This window comes from Rubrivivax gelatinosus IL144 (genome assembly GCF_000284255.1).
GTDB lineage: Bacteria > Pseudomonadota > Gammaproteobacteria > Burkholderiales > Burkholderiaceae_C > Rubrivivax > Rubrivivax gelatinosus_A.
Map to the genome: position 1 here is coordinate 4,106,019 of NC_017075.1, position 18,872 is coordinate 4,124,890.

Below are 18,872 nucleotides of genomic sequence, written 5' to 3' on the forward strand. Positions count from 1 at the left end.
GGGATGACCCGTAGCGCCCCACCCCGCCGCGGACATGACACTTGTCAAGCCGGCTGCCGGCGCGACAAGGATCCCGATGCTGTTTTGCCCCCTTGCGCACCGCGTGCGCCGCCCGGCATGAAGACCGGCCTGCACACCCAGCTGCGCCAGCGCGCCACCGAAGGCCGGCCGATCCGCGTCGGCCTGATCGGCGCCGGCAAGTTCGGCTCGATGTACCTGGCCCAGGTGCCGAACACGCCCGGCGTGCACCTGGCCGGCGTCGCCGACCTGTCGCCGGCCGCCGCGCGCCGCAACCTCGAACGGGTCGGCTGGCACCACGAACGTGCCGCCGCCCCCAGCCTGGACGCTGCGCTGGCCGACGGCCGCACCCACGTCGGCGAGGACTGGCAGGCGCTGGTGCGGCACCCGGCGATCGACGTCATCGTCGAATGCACCGGCCACCCGGTGGCCGCGGTCGAGCACTGCCTGGCGGCGATCGCCGAGGGCAAACACGTCGTCAACGTGACCGTCGAGGCCGACGCCTTCTGCGGCCCGCTGCTGGCGCGGCGCGCGGCCGAGGCCGGTGTCGTCTACTCGCTGGCCTTCGGCGACCAGCCGGCGCTGATCTGCGACCTGGTCGACTGGGCGCGCACCTGCGGCTTCCCGGTCGTCGCCGCCGGGCGCGGCCACAAGTGGCTGCCGCACTTCGCGCAGTCGACGCCGGAGACGGTCTGGGGCTTCTACGGCCTGACGCCCGAGCAGGCCGAACGCGGCGGGCTGAACCCGAAGATGTTCAACAGCTTCCTCGACGGCTCCAAGCCGGCGATCGAATGCACCGCGGTCGCCAACGCCACCGGGCTGGCGGTGCCGTCGGGCGGCCTGCTGTACCCGCCGGCGGCGATCGACGAGATCCCCGGCGTCACGCGGCCGCAGGCCGAAGGCGGGGTGCTCGAACGCAAGGGCATGGTCGAGGTCATCTCCTCGCTGCGCCGCGACGGCACGACCATCCCCTACGACATCCGCATGGGGGTCTGGGTCACCGTCGAAGGCGAGGCCGACTACGTGCGCCACTGCTTCGAGGAGTACGGCGCCAAGACCGACCCCAGCGGGCGCTACTTCACGCTCTACAAACGCTGGCACCTGATCGGGCTGGAGGTCGGTTATTCGGTGGCCAGCGTCGCGCTGCGCGGCGAGGCGACCGGCGCGGCCACCGCCTGGGTGGCCGACGTCGTGGCCACCGCCAAGCGCGACCTGCGCGCCGGCGAGACGCTCGACGGCGAAGGCGGCTACACGGTGGTCGGCCGGCTGCAGCCGGCCGAGGCCTCGCGCGCCCACGGCGGCCTGCCGCTGGGGCTGGCGCACGACCTGGTGCTGCAGCGCCCGGTCGCCGCCGGGCAGATGCTGTGCTGGGACGACGTCGTCGCCCGGCCGGAACTGCCGGCGTGGCGCTTGCGGCGGGAGATGGAGGCGCTGGCCTAGCCGGTATAGCACTCGTAGACGAAGCGCCGCACGCGGCCGTCGCGCAGTTCGACGTGCACCGAGTCGGTCTCGCCGGCCACAAGCCAGATGCCGTCGCGCTGGTGCCCCAGGCCGAGCGCAGCGAATGGCGGCGGGACGGGCCGGCCGACACGCAGCGCGCCCAGCGACCATGCCCTCCCGGTCACGTCGGCAGCGGCCAGGAGGTAGCGCTCCGCGTCGTTGCTGAAGGCCACCAGTTGGACGCCGAGCCCGGCAAAGTAGATCACCTGCTCGGCGGTCTCGTAACCGTCCCAGTGCTGCCGGGACACGGTCTTCTGCGAGCGGATCGTCCCCAGGGCTCGCAACTCCGACAGCCGGGCTGGGAGGCGGATCCCCAGCACCTTGTCGCCGCAGGAGAAGCTGGGCACCTCGACCTCGGACTCGTCGGCTCGCGCGGCCGCGGGCGACACGATCATCAGCAGGCACAGCAGGCCGGGCCAGCACGCCCGCGGGCACGAGCGCCTCATGCCACGCCCCCGGCGACGCCCCACAGGCGCTTGTCGCCCAGCCATCGGCACGCACCGAATCCCTGGGCGCGCAGCAGGCTCTCGACTTCGGCCTCGGACATCGCCGTCGTCGTGAACGAGTGCCACCAGCGGCTGCCGTCCAATTCGTAGCGCAGGCGCATCGAGACCTCGGCACCGCGGCGCTCGATCTGCTCGGCGTGATAGGCGACGCCGTGCGCGGCGCCGATGAAGCCGGCTTGAACCGTCTGCAGCCACCTCGTGTCATGGCGCTTGACGAAGAAGCAGCCGCCCGGCGTCAGGTGCCGCCAGGCCGCTGCGGCAAAGACCTCGCGCACGGCCGGCTCCGGGTGGTTGACGAGGTGGCTGGCCAGCAGCACCGCCGGCCAGCGGCGGCCCAGGGCCAGCGCCTCGATCTTCGAACAGACGGCCTCGACTCCGGCAGGCAGGTGGGCCAGCATCTCGGTCGACTCGTCGACGCCGGTGACACGCAGCCCCAGCGCCACCATCCTCGCGCACAGCCGGCCGGTGCCGCAGCCGAGTTCGAGCACCGCAGGATGCTCGATCAACACCGGCTCGATGGCCTCGAGTTCACCCATGTAGGGCAAGCGGCGATAGAGCTCCACCGAGCAGCCGTCGGGCGTCTGCGGGCCCTCTCCGGCACCCGAGAAACCGTGGCTCATGCCGGCCGGACGGAAGCTCGGCGGGCCATCGCGATCGGGCCAGATGTACGAACGATCATCGGTCGGTCCCCCTGTGAACATGCTCCGCCAGCGTAGCGGCATCCGGGGCGGTTCGCGCGCGGCGGCAGCCCGATCGCCCCACCGCCCAGCCGCCCTCCCCATCCTGCCCACAATGGCTCGGTCCACGCCACCGGAGGAACCGCATGCCCCGCAACGCCGCCGCCCACCCGTTCGCCGAGACGATCCGCCGCTTCGAGGCCGCGTCCGGCGAAGAGGGACGCCTGTTCTCGCTGCCGGCGCTGGCCGAGCGCTTCCCGGGCGTCGCGCGCCTGCCGGTGTCGCTGCGCATCGTGCTGGAGAGCGTGCTGCGCCACTGCGACGGCCGCAAGGTCACGGCCGAGCACGTGGCGCAGCTCGCCGGCTGGGCGCCGAAGGCGCCGCGCAGCGAGGAGATTCCCTTCGTCGTCGCGCGCGTCGTGCTGCAGGACTTCACCGGCGTGCCGCTGCTCGCCGACCTGGCGGCGATGCGCAACGTCGCCGAGCGCCTGGGGCGCGACCCGAAGACCATCGAGCCGCTGGTGCCGGTGGACCTGGTCGTCGACCACAGCGTGATGGTCGACCACTACGGCAGCCCCCAGGCGCTGGACCTGAACATGCAGCTGGAGTTCAGGCGCAACCGCGAGCGCTACCAGTTCATGAAGTGGGGCATGGGCGCGTTCAGCACCTTCGGCGTCGTGCCGCCGGGCTTCGGCATCGTGCACCAGGTGAACCTGGAGTACCTGGCGCGCGGCGTGCACCGCGGCGCCGACGGCGTCGTCTACCCCGACACGCTGGTCGGCACCGACAGCCACACGACGATGATCAACGGCGTCGGCGTCGTCGGCTGGGGCGTCGGCGGCATCGAGGCCGAGGCGGCGATGCTCGACCAGCCGGTCTACCTGCTGACGCCCGACGTCGTCGGCTTCGAGCTTTCGGGCCGGCTGCGCGAAGGCGTCACCGCCACCGACCTGGTGCTGACGATCACCGAGATCCTGCGGCGCGAGAAGGTGGTCGGCAAGTTCGTCGAGTTCTGCGGTGAAGGCACGCGCTCGCTGTCGGTGCCCGACCGCGCGACGATCGCCAACATGGCGCCCGAGTACGGCGCGACGATGGGCTTCTTCCCGGTCGACGAGAAGACCGTCGAGTACTTCGCCGGCACCGGGCGCACCGCCGCCGAGATCGAGGCCTTCGAAGCCTATTTCCGCGCCCAGGGCCTGTTCGGCGTGCCGGCGGCCGGCGCGATCGAATACAGCTCGCTGATCCGGCTGGACCTGTCCACCGTCGCGCCCAGCCTGGCCGGGCCGAAGCGGCCGCAGGACCGCATCGAGATCGGCGACGTCAAGCGCCGCTTCGCCGAGCTGTTCTCGGCACCGGTGGCGGCCAACGGCTTCGGCCAGCCGGCCTCGCGCCTGGGCCGCCCCGTGAAGGCGGGCGACGGGCCGGAACTGCGCAACGGCGACGTGCTCATCGCCGCGATCACGAGTTGCACCAACACCAGCAACCCGGGCGTGATGCTGGCCGCCGGGCTGCTGGCCAAGAAGGCGGTCGAGGCCGGGCTGACGGTCAAGCCGCACGTCAAGACCTCGCTGGCGCCGGGCTCGCGCATCGTCACCGAGTACCTGACGAAGACCGGGCTGCTGCCCTACCTGGAGCGGCTGGGTTTCGCCGTCGCCGCCTACGGCTGCACGACCTGCATCGGCAACGCCGGCGATCTGGCGCCGGAGCTCAACGACGCGATCACGGCGAACGATCTGGTCTGCGCCGCGGTGCTCTCGGGCAACCGCAACTTCGAGGCACGCATCCACCCCAACCTGAAGGCCAACTTCCTCGCCAGCCCGCCGCTGGTCGTCGCCTACGCGATCGCCGGCACGGTGCAGCGCGACCTGATGACCGAGCCGGTGGGCACCGCCCACGACGGGCGCGAGATCTGGCTGGGCGACATCTGGCCCACGAGCGACGAGGTCGCGGCGCTGATGCGCAGCGCGATGGACGGCCCGGCCTATCGCCGCAACTACGCCCGCGTGCAGGCCGAGCCGGGCGCGCTGTGGCAGCAGATCGCCGGTGCCGGCGGCGAGGTCTACAGCTGGCCCAAGAGCACCTACATCGCCGAGCCGCCGTTCTTCCGCGACTTCCAGCTCGCGCCGCCGCCGGTGCAGCCGGGCGTGCGCGGCGCGCGCATCATCGGCCTGTTCGGCGACTCGATCACCACCGACCACATCTCGCCGGCCGGCAGCTTCCGCGAGACGACGCCCGCCGGCCGCTACCTGCTCGAACAAGGCGTGCTGCCGGCGGACTTCAACAGCTACGGCGCGCGGCGCGGCCACCACGAGGTGATGATGCGCGGCACCTTCGCCAACGTGCGCATCAAGAACCTGATGATCCCGCCGCGCGAGGACGGCTCACGTGTCGAAGGCGGCTACACGCTGTACCGCGACGGCACCGGCAAGCCGGAGCTGCTGCCGATCTACGACGCCGCGATGCGCTACGTCGCCACCGGCGTGCCGACCGTCGTGTTCGCCGGCGAGGAGTACGGCACCGGCTCCAGCCGCGACTGGGCGGCCAAGGGCACGATGCTGCTGGGCATCCAGGCCGTCGTCGCGCGCAGCTTCGAGCGCATCCACCGCAGCAACCTGATCGGCATGGGCGTGCTGCCGCTGCAGTTCAAGCCCGGCGAGTCCTGGCAGAGCCTGGGACTCGCCGGCGACGAGACGGTCGACGTGCGGCTGGACTTGCCGGTGCGGCCGCTGTCCGACGCGACGCTGGTCCTCAGCGCCGCCGACGGCACGCGGCGCGAGGTGGCGGTCACGCTGCGCATCGACACCCCGATCGAGGTCGAGTACTGGCGCCACGGCGGCATCCTGCCGTACGTGCTGCGCCAGTTGCTCGCCGGCTGAAGCCCGCTCAGCCCGCGCCGTTCTCGATGCGGTAGCCGCCGCGTTTGTCGACGATGGCCACCAGCCGCACGATGCAGCCGTCGCCGTCCTTCCAGCGCCAGGGGAAGGCGGCGAATGTGACGCGCTTGCCGGTGACCTTGTCGATCTCGCCGCCGACGTTCTCGATGCCGCAGATGCCGGCCTTCAGGATCGCCTGGTGGCAGGGCTCCCATTCCGGGAAGTCCTCGATGACCTTGCGGCCGGTCTCGCGCTCGTACTCGTGGTTGACCTGGGGCAGCAGGCCGTTGGGCCAGCCGGGGCCGTGCGGGCCGATCGCGGTGCCCAGCGGGTGGTCCAGCGCCTGGGTGTCGGTGCCGATCATCTTCACCTTCTTCTTCGCGAACCACTCGCCGGCTTCCTTGTAGAAGCCCGGCGAGTAGGCGTAGTACTGGCGGTTGTCGCCGTAGTGTTTGTGCCAGCCGGTGTTGACGATGACGATGTCGCCCTCGCGGATCTGCGGCGACGCGCGCTCCAGGTCCTCGGCGGTGATGACTTCCCACTTGCCCTTGGGAATCGAGACGACGACACCGGTGCCGAAGAAGTACGGCAGCGGCACCTCGTCCATGAACGGCGTGCCTTCGACGACGTGCGCCGGGGCGTCGATGTGCGTGCCCGAGTGCATCACCGTCGTGATGCGCTGCGTCAGCACGCCGCTGCGCGCCATCGTGTGCAGGCGCTCGATCTTCACATCCTCGAAGTACGGCCAGCAGGGCTGCCCCAGGCCCCACGGATGGCTGAGGTCGTAGAACTCCAGCCCCATGTCGTTGTCGAGGTTCTCTTGATAGGTGATGCCGCGGACCGTGATCGTCATGCCGTGCTCCGGATGAAAGAAGTTTGATGTACCGCCCTTCGGTACATGTGTACCGTTTTGCGATGCATCAGGACTATCCTGATCGCGTTGGAGTAAAGGAATAGGGTTAACCCGAGGCCGCCGACGAACCCGACCTGCACTGACAACGAATGGCAAACTCGCGCCCGCCATGAAGCAGAGCAAAGACGGGATGGCCGCAGACGAGGCCGGCGGCGGCGAACGCGCCGGCGGCGTGCAGGTCATCGCACGCGCGGCCGCGGTGCTGCGCGCGCTGCGCGATCACCCCGACGGCTTGTCGCTCGGCGAACTGGCGCGCCTGCTGGGCCTGGCCCGCTCGACGGTGCAGCGCATCGTCGAGGCGCTCGACCGCGAACAGCTCGTCATCGCCGCCAGCCCGACACGCGGCGTGCGCCTGGGGCCGGCGCTGCTGGCACTGGCCGCCGCGGCGCGTTTCGACGTCGCCGAGTTCGCCCGGCCGGTGCTGCAGGCGCTGGCGCGCGACAGCGGCGAGACGGTGGACCTGTCGCTGCTGGACGGCGAGCGCCTGGTCTTCGTCGAGCAGGTGACCGGGGCGCAGCGGCTGCGGGCCGAGTCGGGCGTCGGCGTGGCCTTCCCGCTGCACGCCAGCGCACCGGGCAAGGCGATGCTGGCCGCGCTGAGCGCCGCGGAACTGGCGACGCTGCGCCCCCGGCTGCGGCTGACGGCGCTGACGCCGAACACGATCACCGGCTGGCCGGCGCTGCAAGCCGACCTGGACGCCGTGCGCACGCGCGGCTGGGCCGTCGACCAGGAGGAGAACGCCGCCGGCATCTGCGCGCTGGCGGCGGCACTGCGGCTGCCTGGTGGCGAAGTCGCGGCGATCTCGATCCCGGTGCCGGCATCGCGTTTCGACGCCGTGCGCGACGAACTCGCGCAGCGCCTGCTCGACCGCTGCAGCGCGCTGCGCGGCACGCTGCGCGAGCGCTGAAGCGCCACGGCGTCGCCGCCGCGGCGCCCCAGGTTCAGCGGCCGGCGTCCACCCGCACGACGGTCGAGGCCGAGGCGCCGGCTTCGGTCTGCGCGGTGACGACGACGTTCAGCGTCGCCGGCGCACCGGCCGGCGGCACGCCGCTGAGCACGCCGGTGGCGGTGTCCAGCGACATCCACGCCGGCAGCGGCGACCCGTCGGCCAGACGCGCGCTGTAGCTGAGCCGCGTGTCGGCCGGCTTGTCGAAGCTGGTGCTGGTGTCGAAGCGGAAGCCTCCCGCGGCCGACAGCGTCACCTGGCTCTGCGGCTCGACGACGACCAGCGAGGACGGGGACCCGGCGGCCGGCGTCCCGCCGGTGGCGCCGGTGGACGAATCCGAGGTGCCCGTGCTGCCCGTGCTGCCCGTGGAGCCCGTGGAGCCCGAGGAACTCGGCGACCCGGTCGCCCCGGTGGCGCCGTCGGCCGCAGCACCGGTCGTTCCACCAGTTGCTCCACCAGTTGCTCCACCAGTCGTCCCACCGCTCGTGGCGCCCGAGGTACCCCCCGTCTGCCCGCCGGTGGTACCGGCCATGGCGCCGGCATCGCTGCCACCCGAGACGCCGCCGCCGACGACGACCATCGAGCCCGGCTGTCCGATCGCCGGGGCCGGCGCACCGCCCGCCGGCGGCACCGTCACCACCGGGGCGGCGCCGGCGCCCGTCTCGGGCGTGATCTGGTTGGCCAGCTTCTCGGAGTTGACGTTGGACGAGGGCTTGACCGTCAGCGTGCCGTCGACGTACTGCAGGGCGTAGTTGTCCGCAGTGCCGCCGGAGGCGACGATGGCGTACTGCCCCGGCGCGAGCCCGCTGCCGCCCGGCGCGTTCAGCTGCACCCCGCTGACCACGGCTTCCGTGTCGGCGTAGAAGAGCTGGCGGGTGTCGACGTGATAGCTCAGCGCCGGGTCGCGCTCGCCGGCGATCTTGGACTTGTCGTCGGCGTTGACCGTCAGCTGCGCCTTGGCCACCGTCAGCGTGCCGTCGTGCAGCACCAGCTCATAGTTGGCCGCGCTGCCACCGCTGGCGGCGATGACGTGCGTGCCGGCCGTCGCCGCCGCGCCGGTGGCCGTCGTCAGCGAGACACCGCTGACGACCGCGGCCGTGTCGGCGTACTTCAGGTCGCTCGCATCGACCGCGAAGCCGAGTGTCGGGTCGGCCGCGCCGTAGACCTTGCTGCGGTCGGCCGCCGTCACGTCCAGCTGCGCCTTGCTCACCGTCAGCGTGCCGCCGACGTACTGCAGCTCGTAGTTGGCCGCGCTGCCGCCGCCGGCGGCGATGGCGTGCGTGCCCGCCGTCGCCGCGGCGCCGGTGGCCGTGCTCAGCGAAACGCCGCTGACCACCGCCGCCGTGTCGCTGTACTTCAGGCCGTTGGTGTCGACCGTGTAGCCCAGCGTCGGATCGGCCGCGCCGTAGACCTTGCTGGCGTCGTTGGCGGAGACCGCCAGCTGCGCCTTGGTCACCGTCAGCGTGCCGTCGTGCAGCACGATGTCGTAGTTGGCCGCCGTGCCGCCGCTGGCCGCGATGGCGTGCGTGCCCGCCGTCGCCGCCGCGCCGGTCGCCGTCGCCAGCGAGACGCCGCTGACGACCGCCGCGGTGTCGCTGTACTTCAGGTCGCCGGCGTCGACCGTGTAGGCCAGCGTCGGGTCGGCCGCGCCGTAGACCTTGCTGCGGTCGGCGGCCGTCACGTCCAGCTGCGCCTTGGCCACCGTCAACGTGCCGTCGTGCAGCACGATGTCGTAGTTGGCCGCGGCGCCGCCGCTGGCGGCGATGACGTGCGTGCCGGCCGTCGCCGCCGCGCCGGTGGCCGTGCTCAGCGAGACGCCGCTGACCACCGCGGCCGTGTCGGCGTACTTCAGGTCGCTCGCATCGACCGCGAAGCCCAGTGTCGGCTCGGCCGCGCCGTAGACCTTGCTGCGGTCGGCCGCCGTCACGTCCAGCTGCGCCTTGCTCACCGTCAGCGTGCCGCCGACGTACTGCAGCTCGTAGTTGGACGCGCTGCCGCCGCCGGCGGCGATGGCGTGCGTGCCCGCCGTCGCCGCGGCGCCGGTGGCCGTCGTCAGCGAAACGCCGCTGACCACCGCCGCGGTGTCGCTGTACTTCAGGCCGCTGGTGTCCACCGTGTAGCCCAGCGCCGGGTCGGCCGCGCCGTAGACCTTGCTCGCGTCGTTGGCGCTCACCGCCAGCTGCGCCTTGGCCACCGTCAGCGTGCCGTCGTGCAGCACGATGTCGTAGTTGGCCGCCGTGCCGCCGCTGGCCGCGATGGCGTGCGTGCCCGCCGTCGCGGTCGCGCCGGTGACCGTCGCCAGCGAGACGCCGCTGACCACCGCCGCGGTGTCGCTGTACTTCAGGTCGCCGGCGTCGACCGTGTAGGCCAGCGTCGGGTCGGCCGCGCCGTAGACCTTGCTGCGGTCGGCCGCCGTCACGTCCAGCTGCGCCTTGGCCACCGTCAGCGTGCCGGCGCTGAACGTGCCGAGCTGGTAGTTGCCATCGGCCACCGCCAGCGTGCCCTGGGTGATCGCATGCGTACCCGCGGTCGCCGAGGCGCCAGTGACGGTGTTCAGCAGACCGGAGAAGACGTCGGCCGCGCTGTCGCCGCCGACCAGGCCCAGGCCGCCGACGCTGAAGCCCAGCGTCGGGTCGGCACCGCCGTAGGTCTTGGAACGGTCGAGCGCGCTGACGTTCAGCGTGCGCGGCGTGATGTCGGCCTGCGCCGTCAGCGCCGTCAGCGAGTAGTTGCCGGCCGCCACGCCGGTGAGCGTGAGGCCGCTCGTCGTGATGCTCTTGTTCGTGCCCGCGTCGGCCGTGCCGAAGCTGGCCGCCAGCGTGCCGGTGAGCGACACCGCGTCGCTGCCGACGACGCCCGACAGCGCCGCCGTGCCGCCGAACGTGGCGGTCGTCGTCGCGTCGTAGACCTTGTTCTGCGCCGTCAGGCCGGTGACGTTCAGCGCCTTGGGCGTGATCGTCGCCGCCTGGCTGCCCAGCGACAGCACGTAGTCGCCCGCCTGCGCGCCGCTCAGCGTCAGGCCGCCGAAGCTGACGGTGTTGGCGCCGGCGACGCTGGCGGCGTTGTAGCTGCCGGTGGCCGTGCCGGTGAGCGCGATCGTGTCGCCGCTGTAGGGCTTGCCGTCGCTGCTGCTGCCGCTGCCGGGCGCCTGGGCGGACAGCAGGCTGCCGCTGCCGACGACGGTGGCCGAGAGCGAACCGTCGTAGACCTTGCTCGACGCCACGCCGAGGCCGCTGACGGTCAGCGTCTTGGCCGTGATGTCGGCCGTCACCGAGTTCGTGCTGATCGTGTAGTTGCCGGCGTCGGCGCCGCCCAGCGTCAGGCCGGAGAGCGTGACCGACTTGCCGGTTCCGGCGTGGCGGTCGGCGAAGGCGCCGGCAGCGGTGCCGGAGATGAAGACGTCGTCGCCGTTCAAGGCCTTGCCGTCGTTGTCGACGCTGCCGCCGCCGCTGATCGAGGCCGCGCCGTTGACCTGGGCGGTGGTCGTGCCGTCATAGACCTTGCTGCCCGCGGTCAGACCGGCCACGTTGATGGCCTTGGGGTTGACGACGAAGCTGCTGCTGCCGGTGTTGACGGTGATCTGGTAGCCCAGCGAGCTGGCAAAGGTCCCCTGGCCGATCAGGTTGACCGTGTAGGTGCCGGCCGGCATGAAGCCGGCGCTCGAAGGCGCGTAGCCGCTGCTGGTGAAGTTCAGGCTGCCGGTGGTGGCCGAGCCCTGGGTGTCGCCGTCGATGAAACCGGTGATGTTCACGCCCGGCGCCGCGCCGGCGTCGCCGTAGGTGATGCTCGAGCCGGCGCCGACCGAGACGGTCAGCGTGGGCGCCGTGCTGTAGAGGAACCAGTTGCCACTGGCCGCGTAGCCCGGCGCGCTGCCGCTGTAGCTCTCGGCGTAGTGCTTGGCGTAGCCGGTCATGCCCTCGGTCGAACCCGAGGGGCTGCTGGAATAGACCAGGTAGCGCCCGCTGCCCACGCTCAGCCCGGTGTCGGTGGCGAGGTTGTTGACGAAGTTGCGCCCCGCGGCGACGACCAGGGTGCCCGAACCGGTGCTGAGCGTCTGGTCGAGCACGACGTCGCTGCTGGCGCCCGCGGCCTGCAGCGTTCCGCCGCTGGTGAAGGCCAGGCCATCGACGCCGTCCACGCTGCCGACCGTCAGGCTGCTGACGGCGTTCTTCAGCGTCGCCGTGCCGATCTGGCCGGCCACCGTGCCCACGGCATTGCCGCTGCCGGTCAGCGTGGCCGAGCCCGTGCCGCTGAACAGTAGCTGGCTGGCACTGACAGTGCCCGAGGCACCCTGGGTGATGCTGCCGCCGGTGCCGCTGGCCAGTTCCAGCACACCGGTGCTGGCCGTGACGGTGTTGTTGCCCAGCGCCAGCGTACCGCCGTTGGCCTGCAGCGCCAGGCGCCGGCCGGCGGCTTCGCCGGAGGCGAGGGTGCCGGCCAGCGTCACGCCGCCCGATCCGCCCAGCAGGCTGACATCGGCGTCCAGCGTGGCGGCGCCACGCCGCATGCTGGCCTGAGTGAAGTCCAGCGCGCCGATGGTCGTGGCGCCGCTCTGGTCGGTACGGCCGAACATCAGGTTGGTAAACCCGTTGGACTGATGGATCACGGCCCCGATCTCGGTGGACAGGATGCCGAAGCCGTTGTTGGAAGCGCCGAGCGACGCCGTCAGCGTCGGATCCGCGGCCGCGACCTGCAAGCTGGCGCCGCTGGCGCCGACGAGCTGGGTGTCGCCCGCCAGCAGCAGGCCGCCCCCCTGAGCGGTGTGGCCGCCGACGCGGAAGATCAGCGACTGCGTGCCGGCGTTGCCGACCACCGCGCCGCTCTGGAAGCGCACGCCGCGCCCTTGGCTGCTCGCATTGAGGCCGGCGTTGGTGACGGTGATGTCCGCGCCGCGCACGTTGGCCAGCACGATGTCGCCTGCCGCGTTGCTGGTCTTGTCGGTGGACTTCTTCAGCGTGATGGCGACCTGGCCGGTGCCGGCATCCAGCGTGGTCCCGGCGCGCTGCACGATCTCGCTCACGCAGCTGCTGCAGGCCGAGTCCACCACGCCCTGGGCCACGCCCTGGTTGGCGATGAGGCTGAGGTTGCCGTTGTCGGTCGTGATGCTGGCGTCGAGATAGACGCTGCGCCCGGCTTCCAGCGTGAGGCTGCCTCCGGTGCCGCCGGCCGAGCTGGTGATGTCGCGGGCGATGCGGATGTCGTTGTTGGCCTGCAGGGTCACGCCGGTGCCGGCGTTGAGCATGTTCGTGATCGTCGTCGGCGTGATGACGATGTCGGTCGACGCGTTGGCCGAGAAGCCCAGCAGTCCCGTCGAGGTGCTGCCGCCGCTGGCGGTGTAGGCGCTGCCGTCGGGCGCGAAGCGGCTGCCGTCCCAGTTGGCGCCGCCCGCGTTGTGGATGGGGTCCACGATGGCGCCGCCGGAGGCGCTCTCGTCGACCAGCGTCGCGGCGTACAGCTGGCTGCTGTTCTTGCCGCTCGTGCCGTTGGGGGTGGCCCAGATCAGCGGCCGGTAGGCCACGCGCTCGGCACTGGTGACGGCCGTCGGCAGCATCGCCACCCGGATGTCGCTGGACAGCGTGCCCGAGGCGACCGTGGAGGTGTTCTGGCCCAGGCTGGACTGCGCCAGGCCGAGCACGCTGTTGCGCCAGCCGATCTCGCCGGCCGCGCCCTGGGCGCCGGACAGCAGCGTGACGGCGCCGTAGCCGTCGATGCCGCAGTAGTCCAGCGCGCTGAAGAACATCAGGTCGCCGGTGGCGCTGCCGTTGTGGGTCAGCGCCACGAAGTTGGCGCCGACGCCGTCGCCGGCGGCGTTGCCCACCAGGCTGTTGCGCGAGCTGACGCCGGCACCGACGGACGACTCGCCGTAGGCCCGGCCCGTCGTGCCATCGACCCAGGTCACGGCCCCGGCGCCGGCACCGCCGCCGCTGCGGTCGGCCGTGTTCGTCCAATGGCCCGAGCGCACCACGTAGTTCGTCTGGCCGTTGGCGGTTACGGCCGTGACGCCGCTGACCACCGAGCTGATGTAGGTGTTCGGGTCGTACAGCGACGTGGCGATGCCGACTTGGTCACCGGCCGTGGTGCCGACGAGGCTGTTGCTGGCCGAGACGGTGCCGGCCACGCCCCCCACGTCGCCAAAGGTCACGGCCCCCGCGCCGCTGGCCGAGCCGTTCGACCACCACGGGCTGGCGACGGCATAACGGCCACCGCCCAGCACCGTGACGCCGCCGAAGGCGAAATGCTGCGCCGAACTGGGATCGATGAACGCCGAGTAGCCGACGGCATCGCCTGCAACGGCGCCCACCAGCGAGTTCGTCGCATCGACGGCCGCGCCCGTGCTGCCGTCCTTGAGGTGGCCGTTGCTGCCGTTGATCCAGGTCACCGCTCCCTTGGACGCGGGAGCGGAGTACTGGTCCCAGGCCGCCGCGGAGCCCCAGAACGGCGACGCGACGACGGCACTGCCGTCGGCCAGCGCCTTGACGCCACCGTAGCCCACGCGGTCGCCGTCCATCGTCGTGACGCGGTCGGGCCAGTCGTAGTTGAAGCCCTTGCCCTCGATGTAGCGGTTGATGTAGTCGCTGGAGTCGCTCATGCCCGGCAGCTTCTGGTAGCTCGTCGGCTCCTGCACGCTGGCGGAGGGCGTCGAGCCGACCAGGCTGTTGCTGGCCGAGATGGTGCCGGCCACGCCGGCCGTGCCGCTGCCCCAGGTGACTGCGCCACGCTCGCTGTACCACTGCGAGTTGGACAGCACGAAGTTGCCGTTGCTCAGTTCGGTCACGCCGTCGATGGGCAGACGGAAGCCGATGTAGTCGCCCGCGTGGCTGCCCACCAGGCTGTTGCTGGCCGAGAGCACGCCGCCGCTGGCACCGCCGACCAGCTGGCCGTTGCTGCCGTTGATCCAGGTCACCGCACCGGCCTGGGCGGCGCCGGTGTTGTTCCAGTTCGGGCTGGCCACCAGCACGTTGCCGTTGGACAGCTGCTGGTAGATCGGCGTCACGTTGAGCACGAAGCCCGTGTAGACGCCGCCGTAGCCGTCAGGCGCGACCGTCAGCGACTGCGGCTGGATCACCGAATAGTTGCTGCCATACGTGGAGCTGCCGACCGTGGCGACGTACGGCCCCACGGGGCGGGTCGTGGTGGTGCTGGCCGCCTGGCCGCTGACCGTGCCGGAGGACACCGTCGGCGTCGCCCAGGCCGAGGTGGCCAGCGTGCCGAGGCGGTCACCCACCGCGGTGATCGCGGTGTGGTTGGCGTTGTTGAAGGTGTCGGCCGTGTTGCCGACCAGGCTGTTGCCGCTGCCCACCGTGCCGGTGCTGTTGCCGCTGCCCAGCCAGGTGACGGCTCCCTTGCCCGAACCCCAGAACGGGCTGATGACCAGATAGCTGCCGCCATCCAGCGCCCCGCCCAGCAGGCCGACGTGGTCGCCGGTGGTCGTCAGGTAGGTGGTGACGTCGGTCCAGCTGACGCCGCCGCGTGTCTGGTTGGTCGTGGAGACGCTGGTCACGTCCGACACGGCGCCCACCAGGCTGTTGCTGGCACTGATGGCACCGGCCAGGCCGGTGCCTCCAGCGCCCAGCGTGGCCGCACCCTTGCCGCTGTCCCAGTTCGGGCTGCGGACGACATAGTTGCCGTCCGACAGCACGCTGACCGACGCCGTCAGCATCGCGTCCCAGCCACCGAGCGAGGTGTAATAGGTGCCGTTGGCATTGTTGTTGTAACTGCCGCTGCGCGAGTCGCCGTAGTGCACGCTGCCGACATAGTCGCCGGCATGGTCGCCGACGAGGCTGTTGGACGAGGACAGCGCCGCGCCGGTGCTGCCCGCAGCGAAGGGCTGGCCATTGCTGCCGTCCACCCAGGTCACCGCGCCATAGGCCACGGTGCTCTGCGCATTGCCGCCCCGGTTGCCCCATTTCGGGCTGAGCACGATGTAGTTGCTGCGCAGCCCGTTGGCGCCCTGCGCGCCCACGGGCTGCACACCGCCGGAGCCGACCGCGTCGTAGGCACCCGAGCCCACGAGGCTGTTGCCGCCGCCGACCGCGCCGGTACGTCCGGACGTGCCGCTGCCCCAGGTCACCGCGCCGGCATTGGCCGCGCCACCGTTGTCCCAGTCGGGCGAGACCACCACGTAGTTGCTGCCGGCGAGCTCGACGACGAACTGGCCGACCTGGTCGGAAGCCGTGGACCCCACCAGGCTGTTGGACGCCGAAACGAGGCCCGCGAGGCCCGTGCCGCCGTCGCCGAAGCTGACGGCCCCCGCGCTGCCGCTCCAGGTGGTGGCGTCGACGAGGTAATTGCCGTTACGCAACTGGAGCACGCCGCCGGTGAGGGCGCCCTGCTTGCGGGTGGAACTCGTCGACGAGTTGCTGCCGGAGCTGCTGTTGTACTCGTAGCTGGTGTAGGGCAAGCCGTTGCCCAGCGAGTAGGCGCCGACGCCGTCGCCCGCAGCGCCGATCAGGCTGTTGGACGAGCCGACGGCCGCACCGGTGCTGCCGGCCGAGAACGGTTGCCCGTTGCTGCCGTCCACCCAGGTGACCGCGCCATTGGGGCTGTTCTCCAGGTAGCGCCCGGCGGCGGCGTTGCCGTTGCCGCTCCAGAACGGGCTGACGACGACGTAGTTCTGGCCGCTGCCGCCCACCGTCTTGACGCCGCCGCTGCCGACGAAGTCGTAGGAGCTGCTGCCGACCAGGCTGTTGCCGCTGCCGATCGTGCCGACGGCGCCGCCCGATGCTGCCCAGGTCACGGCGCCGGCATAGCTCGCACTGCCATTGGTCCACAGCGGCGAGTCGATGACGTAGGCGCCGCCAGGCAGCGGCACGACGATCTGGCCCACCAGGTCGCCGGCGGCACCCGGCGGCGTCGTGCGCCGGTTCACGCCGCCGTCGGTGTACTGCTGCGGCAGCGATGCGGTACCGAAGCGGTCCAGGTCGATCGGGTTGTACAGCGGATTGTTCGGCGTGCGCTGCCCCAGCACATAGAGCTTCTTGCTGCTGTCGCTGACGGCCGCTTCCAGCGGCGCGAGCGTACGGTTGGGCGTGCTGCCCACGAATGCCGTGCCGGACGAGATCACGCCACCGGCTGCGCCGGTGGCCAGGTGGCCGTTGCTGGCGTCCATCCAGACCACGGCGCCGCGGCCGTTGAACCATGTCGGCACGCCGATGGCCAGGTTGCCGTCGGTGAGCTCAGTGATGGTGGTGCCCGGACGCACGACATTGCCGTTGTTGTCCAGAACGTCGGCGCCGCCGACGCGGTCATTGGCCGTGACGGTGACAGCACCGGCGTTGTTGACCGTCAGGCCGCTGTACGTGTAGCGGGTCAGGCTGTCGACATTGGCCGTGCTGCCGACCAGGCTGTTGCCGCTGCTGACGGTCGCCGAACCGCTGCCCACCTTGTTCTGCCAGGTGATGGCGCCGGCCGAGGCGGTCGTGTTGTCCACCAGCGCATAGGACCGGCTGGCCGAAGGCGACAGGGCGGAGCCCGCCGTGTCCTGCGTGTCGTAGGAGGTGACGGTCTTGGACGCCGCCGTCGTGCCGTAGTCGGGGCTCAGCACCAGATAGTGGCCGCTGCTCAGCACGCGGACGCCGCCGCTGCCGATCTTGTCGCCCGCGCTGGCACCGCGCAGGTTGGCCAGCAGCGCGCCGGTCTGGCTGTTGAAGAGGTAAGTGGCACCGGTGGCGGTAGTCGCGCCGGTGCTGGCGTTGGGCGCGGTGACGACGACGTTGCCGTTGCCCAGCACGCTGACGGTGCTGCCGAACCCGTTGGTGTTGCCGGGCGTCGGGTCGCTCATCTCCAAGGTGGCGAGCGCAGCCGAAGCGTTGTCCACCAGGATGTTGCGCGGATCCAGCAGCAACCGGCCGGCACGTCCCTTGGGCGCGGCGAGGTCGGCGTTGCCGCCGAAGACGAGGTCCTGCTTGCCCGAGACTTCGGCGCTGCCGCCGTTGCCGCCCGAGCCGCCGCCGCGGGCGCTCAGCCGCCCGCCGAAGGTGGTGCGTTCGTCGGACCAGAGCACGACCTGGCCGCCGTCGCCGCTGCGTGTGGCGTCGGCACGCAGCACGGTCGTGCCGTTGACGCCCAGCTCGCGGGCATTCGCCAGGTCGGCGTCGCCGCCCTGGAAGCCGCCGCCCACACGCACGCGGCCGCCGCCGTCGCGGCCGCTGGAGTCCAGCGTCGCGGCGCGCAGCTGCACGCTGTCGGCCGTCACCGCGACGTCGCCGCCGCGGCCGGCGCGGCCCAGCGCGCTGAACGTGGCCGAGCTGTAGACGCGGTCGTCGGCGCCGAGGCGGATGTCGCCGCCGCTGCTGCCGTCGGCCTTCAGCGCCGCCGAGGCGGTCTGCACGACGCTGCCGGCGTCGACCGTGATGCGGCCGCCGCGGCCGCTGGCGGCGCTGGCGTCGAGCACGCCGCCCTGGCCCAGATAGTCGGCCTGGACGTCGATGCGGCCGCCGGCGGCGGCCACCTGGCCGTCGACCTCGACCCTCGAGCCTTCGATCTGCACGCGGCCGGTGCCGGCATCGATGCGGCCGCCGGCCGTCACCAGACGCAGCGTGCCGCCGTCGTCGACCAGCGCGTCGGCGCCGGCGCTGCCGGCCACCGCCTGTTCGCGCAGGCGCTGCGCGGCGCCGACGCTGAGGATCACGCGGCCGCCTTCGGCCTGCACGAGCTGGCGGTTCTCGACCAGCGCGGCCACCGTCGCCGGGTCGACCTTGACGCCCAGCAGCTCGCTGCCGGCGACGTCCAGCGTCACCGCGTCGCCGGCGGCCAGCGCCACCGTGCCCAGGCGCGCGCTGACCACGCCTTCGTTGAGCACCTCGGGCGCCAGCAGCGCGACGTAACCGCCGTTGGCGGCGTTGATCGTGCCCTGGTTGACGACGCTGCCGGTGGCCGTGCCGCGGCTGAACTTCAGTCGCCCGGCGGCGAAATCGGCGTCGGCGATGTCCAGCGTGCTGGCGACCAGGCCGCCGACGTCGACGCGCGAACCGCGGCCGAAGACGATGCCGTTCGGGTTGACCAGCAGCACCTGGCCGTTGGCGTCGAGCCGGCCGTAGATCGCCGACGGGTCGGCGCCGGTGACGCGGTTGAGCAGCACCGACTGCGCGTTGGGCTGCTGGATCTGCACCTGCGCCTGGCTGCCGACGTCGAAGCTCAGCCAGTTGATCGCCGCGCGCTGGCTGGTCTGCGAGATGTCCAGCCGGCTGCCCTGCTGGCGCGTCGTCGCCTGGCCGCTGACCAGTTGCCCGCCCTGCGGCAGCGCACCGGCGGCCGGCGGGCCGGCCCAGGCGGCGCCGGTGCCCAGCACCAGCCCGGCGCCCAGCACGAAGCCCGCCACGCCGCTGCTGCGCTTGCCGCGCGAGCGCGTGCCTTCGGCGACCGCGACGCAGGCGCCGGTGCTGTCGTTCCAGACGAGACGATAGATGCGGTTCAGGGCGCCAGGACCGTGGTTCATGG

General features: G+C 71.9%; 7 protein-coding genes. 3 read left to right on the top strand and 4 right to left on the bottom strand.

Annotated features, from left to right (window positions below; genetic code table 11):
- Positions 1–117 precede the first annotated feature (117 nt).
- The gene (locus tag RGE_RS18705; protein WP_014430019.1) at positions 118–1,458 is read left to right on the top strand and encodes an NAD(P)H-dependent oxidoreductase; all 1,341 of its coding nucleotides are present in this window, start codon (positions 118–120) and stop codon (positions 1,456–1,458) included.
- Here the strand turns inward: RGE_RS18705 and RGE_RS18710 are convergent.
- On the bottom strand, positions 1,455–1,913 hold the full coding sequence (locus RGE_RS18710; protein ID WP_148280232.1) for a hypothetical protein: 459 nt from the start codon (positions 1,911–1,913) through the stop codon (positions 1,455–1,457). The genes RGE_RS18705 and RGE_RS18710 overlap by 4 nt on opposite strands.
- 47 nt (positions 1,914–1,960) lie before the next feature.
- The gene (locus RGE_RS23390; protein ID WP_014430021.1) at positions 1,961–2,644 is read right to left on the bottom strand and encodes a class I SAM-dependent DNA methyltransferase; all 684 of its coding nucleotides are present in this window, start codon (positions 2,642–2,644) and stop codon (positions 1,961–1,963) included.
- A gap of 203 nt (positions 2,645–2,847) precedes the next feature.
- Between RGE_RS23390 and acnA the strand changes: the two genes are divergently transcribed.
- Positions 2,848–5,577 carry an aconitate hydratase AcnA gene (gene acnA / locus RGE_RS18720; protein WP_014430022.1) on the top strand — a complete coding sequence of 910 codons (2,730 nt, stop codon included), beginning with the start codon at positions 2,848–2,850 and terminating at the stop codon, positions 5,575–5,577.
- 7 nt (positions 5,578–5,584) lie between these two features.
- Here acnA and RGE_RS18725 read toward each other — a convergent pair whose 3' ends face one another.
- The gene (locus tag RGE_RS18725; RefSeq protein WP_014430023.1) at positions 5,585–6,427 is read right to left on the bottom strand and encodes a cyclase family protein; all 843 of its coding nucleotides are present in this window, start codon (positions 6,425–6,427) and stop codon (positions 5,585–5,587) included.
- A gap of 169 nt (positions 6,428–6,596) precedes the next feature.
- Between RGE_RS18725 and RGE_RS18730 the strand changes: the two genes are divergently transcribed.
- Positions 6,597–7,394, top strand: a complete 798-nt coding sequence (locus RGE_RS18730; RefSeq protein WP_052311021.1) for an IclR family transcriptional regulator — start codon at positions 6,597–6,599, stop codon at positions 7,392–7,394.
- A gap of 34 nt (positions 7,395–7,428) precedes the next feature.
- Here the strand turns inward: RGE_RS18730 and RGE_RS18735 are convergent, their stop codons facing one another.
- Positions 7,429–18,870, bottom strand: a complete 11,442-nt coding sequence (locus RGE_RS18735; RefSeq protein ID WP_014430025.1) for an MBG domain-containing protein — start codon at positions 18,868–18,870, stop codon at positions 7,429–7,431.
- Positions 18,871–18,872 lie beyond the last annotated feature (2 nt).